This is a genomic window from Pseudomonas sp. 2VD, assembly GCF_005503585.1.
Lineage (GTDB): Bacteria > Pseudomonadota > Gammaproteobacteria > Pseudomonadales > Pseudomonadaceae > Pseudomonas > Pseudomonas aeruginosa.
Genome location: NZ_SCND01000398.1, coordinates 1 through 5,246 on the forward strand (window position 1 = coordinate 1; position 5,246 = coordinate 5,246).

The 5,246-nt window shown below is 65.5% G+C and carries 6 protein-coding genes and 1 pseudogene; 1 reads left to right on the forward strand and 6 read right to left on the reverse strand.

Features of this window, described 5'->3' with window-relative positions:
• The 5 genes and pseudogenes from FFS27_RS28140 to FFS27_RS28160 form a co-directional block, all read right to left on the reverse strand.
• Nucleotides 1–260, reverse strand: a pseudogene (locus FFS27_RS28140) (cystathionine gamma-synthase); the annotation flags it as partial.
• Nucleotides 261–364: 104 nt separating this feature from the next.
• Complete coding sequence (locus tag FFS27_RS28145) at nt 365–994, reverse strand: LysE family transporter (protein ID WP_003096365.1); 630 nt, start codon at nt 992–994, stop codon at nt 365–367.
• Between the two features lie 229 nt (nt 995–1,223).
• Nucleotides 1,224–1,982: a TerC family protein gene (locus FFS27_RS28150; protein ID WP_003096367.1), complete on the reverse strand. Its 759-nt coding sequence runs from the start codon at nt 1,980–1,982 to the stop codon at nt 1,224–1,226.
• 6 nt (nt 1,983–1,988) lie between these two features.
• Nucleotides 1,989–2,567, reverse strand: coding sequence for a mechanosensitive ion channel family protein (locus tag FFS27_RS28155; protein WP_003123700.1), 579 nt, complete (start codon nt 2,565–2,567; stop codon nt 1,989–1,991).
• Nucleotides 2,567–4,483, reverse strand: coding sequence for an ATP-binding cassette domain-containing protein (locus FFS27_RS28160; RefSeq protein WP_003114037.1), 1,917 nt, complete (start codon nt 4,481–4,483; stop codon nt 2,567–2,569). Before FFS27_RS28160 ends, FFS27_RS28155 begins: the two co-directional genes overlap by 1 nt.
• Before the next feature lie 45 nt (nt 4,484–4,528).
• On the opposite strand from FFS27_RS28160, the gene FFS27_RS28165 reads away from it, so the two are divergent.
• Entirely contained in the window at nt 4,529–5,008 is a 480-nt protein-coding gene (locus FFS27_RS28165) for a TIGR02444 family protein (RefSeq protein WP_003099227.1), read from the forward strand.
• Here FFS27_RS28165 and FFS27_RS28170 read toward each other — a convergent pair.
• A partial coding sequence (locus FFS27_RS28170; RefSeq protein WP_177527265.1) for a hypothetical protein occupies nt 5,005–5,246 on the reverse strand: 242 nt, incomplete at its 5' end. The two genes, FFS27_RS28165 and FFS27_RS28170, sit on opposite strands and share 4 nt — an antisense overlap.

Sequence of the window (5,246 nt, forward strand, 5' to 3'; positions counted from 1 at the left end):
CCCCTCTCCAGCTCGGCGCGCTCGGGGCGCATCGGCAGGGTCAGGACCAATGCCTGCAGGTTGCCAACGAACTCCACCTGTTCCTGGTATTCGCTGGGGTCGACGATCTTGCCGTCAGCCACGGTCGGCGGATAGTCGGCCGCCAGGTAACTCAACAGATGCAAGGCTTGGGAGGGGTCGACGGCCGTGTCGGCAATAGCTCCAAGGCTGAACGCGCAGACCAGCGGCAGCAGCCACAGCAGGATTTTCGGAGGGTGCATGGCGAAGACGAAGTGAGAATGGAAGAGATTAAATTGTCCCTTCGCCTTCCCGCCCATGCAAGAAATACTCTGTAACAATCACGCCCGTCGGCGTGTCGGTCGGCTCAGAGCGGCGCTCGGCGTACCGTCGCCAGCAGCCCCGCGGCGCCGACGAACAGGCTGGCGAAGGTACGGTTCACCAGCTTCTGCTGGCGCGGCGAACGCAGTACGCGTAGCACGCGCGCAGCCAGTCCGGTGTAGCCGGCCATGACGATCAGGTCGACGACGATCATGGTGCCGCCCATGATCAGGTACTGCGCCAGCAGCGGCTGGTGCGGGTCGATGAACTGCGGCAGCACCGCGAGCATGAAGATCACCGCCTTGGGATTGCTGGCGTTGACCAGGAAACCACGCAGCACCAGGGTCAACGGTCGCCCCAGAGGCCGTTCGCCATCGGTGCTCAAGGCCTGTGGCGGCGCCTGCCACTGGCGCACCGCCAGGTACACCAGGTAGGCCACGCCGAACCACTTGATCAGGCTGAAAGCCAGTGCCGAGGTCGCCAGCAACGCACCGACGCCGGCGGCGACGATGGCGATCTGCAGGGCCAGGCCGATCTGCAGGCCCAGCGCGTTCCAGTAGCCTCGCGCAAAGCCGTACTGCAACCCGCAGGACATCGAGGCGATGGCTCCGGCGCCAGGCGACAGGCTGATGGCCCAGCAGGCGAGAAAGAAGGCGAACCAGGTACTGACGAGCATTGCACACCTCGGAAAGCGAACGCGGCTGGCGGCGGGAACGAAAAAGCCAGTGTGCACCAAGGCGGAGCAGCCGCACAGGTTTTCCGACCACGCGCCTCGCCCAACCTTTGCGGGCGCAACCTGGCGGACAGAAAAAACCCGGCAGATGCCGGGCTTTCCCGAGGATACGCGCTCAGCCATGTTGGGCGGACCACCGCGATGCGGCTATTCGCCCTGGCCCCGAACGCTCTCAGTCCGGCGAACCCTTGCGCAGCTTCACCGGCTCTTCGCCGCGCTTGCGCGCCATGGCCCCGCGCAAGCGGATGTTCAGCGCCTCCACCGCCAGGGAGAAGGCCATGGCGAAGTAGACGTAGCCTTTCGGCACGTGCACTTCGAAGGACTCGGCCACCAGCACGGTGCCGACCACGATGAGGAACGACAGGGCGAGCATCTTCAGCGATGGGTGTTTCTCGATGAAGTCGCTGATGGTGCCTGCCGCCAGCATCATCACGCCGACCGAGATGACGATCGCCGCGACCATCACCGGCACGTTCTGCACCAGACCGACGGCGGTGATCACCGAGTCCAGGGAGAAGATGATGTCGATGATCGCGATCTGGACGATGATGCCCATGAAGCCGTGGGCCTTGCCGCCGCTCTTCTGCTCTTCTTCCGCGCCTTCCAGGCTGTGGTAGATCTCCATGGTGCTCTTGAACAGCAGGAACAGGCCGCCGAAGAAGAGGATCAGGTCACGCCCGGAGATGCCCTGGCCGAACAGGTGGAACAGGTCGGTGGTCAGGCGCATGACCCAGGTGATCGAGAGCAACAGCAGGATCCGCGTGCCCATGGCCAGGGCCAGGCCGAAGAAGCGCGCCTTCGGTTGCTGGGCCGGCGGCAGGCGCCCGACCAGGATCGAGATGAAGATGATGTTGTCGATGCCGAGGACGATTTCCAGGGCGGTCAGGGTCAGGAACGCGACCCAGATTTCAGGACTGGCGAGCCATTCCATAGATGGTTATTTCCCGTTTTTTGTTGGAGTTGAAAAACCTGGCCCACGCCAGCGACGCACGGCTTTCTGGAAGAACAGGCTGTTGGGAACCTGCAGCAGCGGGCCCGGCGAGCCATCCTCGAGGGTTTCTTCCAGTGTCGTATACAAGAGATTGATGGCAACCACGCGTCCGGTGACGCCCGGTTTGTCGGCGCTATCGATCAGCTCCACGCGGTCGCCGATGCGGAACGGTCCGACGGTGAAGATCAGCAACGCACAGAACAGGTTGGAGAGCACGCTCCAGATGGCGAAGAAGGCTACCGCCGCCACCGCGGCGAAACCGGTCAGCGCAGTCCACAGCACTTCGGCGGACACGCCCAGGCGCTCCAGCACCATGATCAGTGCGCTGACCATGATCAGCCAGCGCAGGCCGCCACGCAGCGGCAGGAGCAGCTCCGGCGGCACCGGATAACGCTCGCCGATACGGGTCACCGTGCGTCGGACCAGGCGCTGGAGCAGCCAGGCGACCAGCAGGATGAGCAGGATCTGCAGCGCCACCACCAGCGGCCCGCTCCAGGTCTGCGTCAACATCTGCAGGTTATCCATCACTCACTGGCCTCCAGTTCTTTCTGCAAGGCTTCGAGGGTTTCCAGGGCCTCCAGCCAACGTTCCTCCAGCTCGCCTTCGCGAACCTTCAGGCTCGATTGTTCGGACAGCAACTCGCGCAATTCGTCCTTTCGCGATACGTCGTACAGGGCGCTGTCGCCCAGCCGCGCCTCGATAGCGGCTAGCTTTTCGTGCAGGCCGCCGAGTTCGCGCTCCAGCTTGTCGGCCTCGCGCTTGTGCGGCGCCAGCTGCTGGCGCAGCGCGGCCGCTGCCTGGCGCTGGGCGCGCTTGTCGGTGCGTTCGGTCGGCGCACCCGGCGCGGTCTCGGCCTGCGGCGCCTTGCGCGCGCGATAGTCGACCAGCCAACGGGCGTAATCGTCGAGATCGCCATCGAACGGCACCACGCGCCCATCGGCGACCAGGAGGAATTCGTCGGTGGTGCTTTTGAGCAGGTGCCGGTCGTGGGAAACCACCAGGACCGCCCCGGAAAACTCCTGTAGAGCCATGGTCAAGGCCAGGCGCATTTCCAGGTCGAGGTGGTTGGTCGGCTCGTCGAGCAGCAGCAGGTTGGGCTTCTGCCAGGCGATCAGCGCCAGGGCCAGGCGCGCTTTCTCGCCACCGGAGAAGTTCAATACCGGCTCGTCCACCCGAACGCCGCGGAAGTCGAAGCCGCCGAGGAAGTCCTTGAGGGTCTGTTCGCGCTCGCCGGGGGCGATACGCTGCAGATGCAGCAACGGGCTGGCCTGTGGGTCCAGCGAATCGAGCTGGTGCTGGGCGAAGTATCCGATGGCCAGGTTCTCGCCGCGCAGCAGGCGGCCGCCCAATTCGGGCAGGTCCCCGGCCAGGGTCTTGATCAGGGTCGACTTGCCGGCGCCGTTGGGACCGAGCAGGCCGATCCGCGCACCGGGCACCAGTTGCAGCTTGACCTTCTCCAGCACCGCCTTGTCGCCATAGCCGAGACGGCCTTCGCCGAGATCCAGCAACGGCCGGGAGATCTTGTCCGACTCGCGGAAACTGAAATTGAACGGCGAATCGACATGTGCCGGTGCCAGTTCCTCGAGACGCTCCAGCGCCTTGATCCGGCTCTGCGCCTGGCGCGCCTTGGTGGCCTTGGCCTTGAAGCGGGCGATGAAGCTTTCCATGTGCGCACGCTGCGCCTGCTGTTTCTCGTAGGCCTGCTGTTGCTGAGCCAGCCGCTCGGCGCGGGTCCGCTCGAAAGCGGAATAGCCGCCGCGATAGAGGGTCAGCTTGCGGTTTTCCAGATGCACCACATGGTCCACCACCGCATCGAGGAAGTCGCGGTCGTGGGAGATCAGCACCAGAGTGCCGGGATAACCCTTGAGCCACTCTTCCAGCCAGAGGATGGCGTCCAGGTCGAGGTGGTTGGTCGGCTCGTCGAGCAACAGCAGGTCGGACGGGCACATCAGCGCCTGCGCCAGGTTCAGGCGCATCCTCCAACCGCCGGAGAAATCACCGACCCGGCGCTCCATCTGCTCGCTGCTGAAGCCAAGCCCAGCCAGCAGCTTGCGCGCCCGTGCATCGGCGGTATAACCGTCGGCGTTGTCCAGCTCGGTATGCAGGCGCGCCAGGGCAGAACCGTCGTGCGCCGCTTCGGCGACGGCCAGCGCCGCCTGGATCTCGCGCAGACGACTGTCGCCGTCGAGCACGTAATCCACCGCCAGGCGATCCAGGGTATCGACCTCCTGGCGCATGTGCGCGATGCGCCAGTCGGCGGGCAACAGGCAGTCGCCGGCATCCTGGCCGAGCTGGCCGCGCAACAGCGCGAACAAGCTGGACTTGCCAGCGCCATTGGCCCCGATGAGACCGGCTTTCTGGCCGGCGTGCAGGGTCAGTTCAGCAGCTTCCAGGAGGCGCTGCGGCCCGCGCTGTAGCGTAAGATTGAGGAGTCGGATCATGGCGGCGGAGTTTATCAGTTTCGCCCTTGCGGAGCGTGAGGCTGTATGACTGGAAATGTCTGGAAATTCGCGGTGGACGTCTATGCCCGGCCGGGCGTGGAAACGGCTTGCCTCGCGCTTCAGGAGCAAGGTGCGGACGTCTGCCTGTTGCTGGTCGCCGCCTGGCTTGGCAGGCGCGGTGTGAGCTGCTCGAAAGAACGCGCCCAGATCCTGGAGAACGCCGCGCGTCCCTGGCGCGAAACGGTCATCGAACCCCTGCGCAGATTGCGTTGCGCCTGGCGCGAAGCGGCAACCCACGACGCCTGCCTGGCCGAACTCCGCGAGGAAATGAAGGCCCAGGAACTACGAGCGGAACGGGAACACCTGCAACGCCTGGCCGACCTGGCCACAGCCTGGCTGGAGGGCCAGGAAGCGAATCGCAGTGCGGATGCCTGGCTGCAAGCCTGCAGCCGGGACATCTGCACGGAAGCAGAGCGCCGGGCTTTGCTAGTGCTTGGCTCGGCGGCTTTGCAGACAGCGCCTTAGGAGGCGCTGGTCGGGGCGGCGCCGTTGCTGCCCGCGGCAGGCGTTGCCGAAGCAGCGCTGGAGGCGGCTGCCGGGGCGCTGGGAGTCGCCGCAGGCTTCGCAGCAGGAGCGATGGCGGGCTTGGCTGCGGCAGGTTTCGCGGCTACGGGTTTCGCCGCAGGCTTGGCCGCTGGTTTTGCCGCAGGCTTCGCAGCCGGCTTGGCTGCAGGCTTCGCGGCCGCGGGTTTCGCCACAGGCT

What these genes read in the sequence shown, in the direction of transcription:
- FFS27_RS28165 (WP_003099227.1), top strand. Translation starts at nt 4,529, where the DNA reads ATGACTGGAAATGTCTGGAAATTCGCGGTGGACGTCTATGCCCGGCCG.
- FFS27_RS28150 (WP_003096367.1), bottom strand. Translation starts at nt 1,982, where the DNA reads ATGGAATGGCTCGCCAGTCCTGAAATCTGGGTCGCGTTCCTGACCCTG.
- FFS27_RS28160 (WP_003114037.1), bottom strand. Translation starts at nt 4,483, where the DNA reads ATGATCCGACTCCTCAATCTTACGCTACAGCGCGGGCCGCAGCGCCTC.
- FFS27_RS28145 (WP_003096365.1), bottom strand. Translation starts at nt 994, where the DNA reads ATGCTCGTCAGTACCTGGTTCGCCTTCTTTCTCGCCTGCTGGGCCATC.
- FFS27_RS28155 (WP_003123700.1), bottom strand. Translation starts at nt 2,567, where the DNA reads ATGGATAACCTGCAGATGTTGACGCAGACCTGGAGCGGGCCGCTGGTG.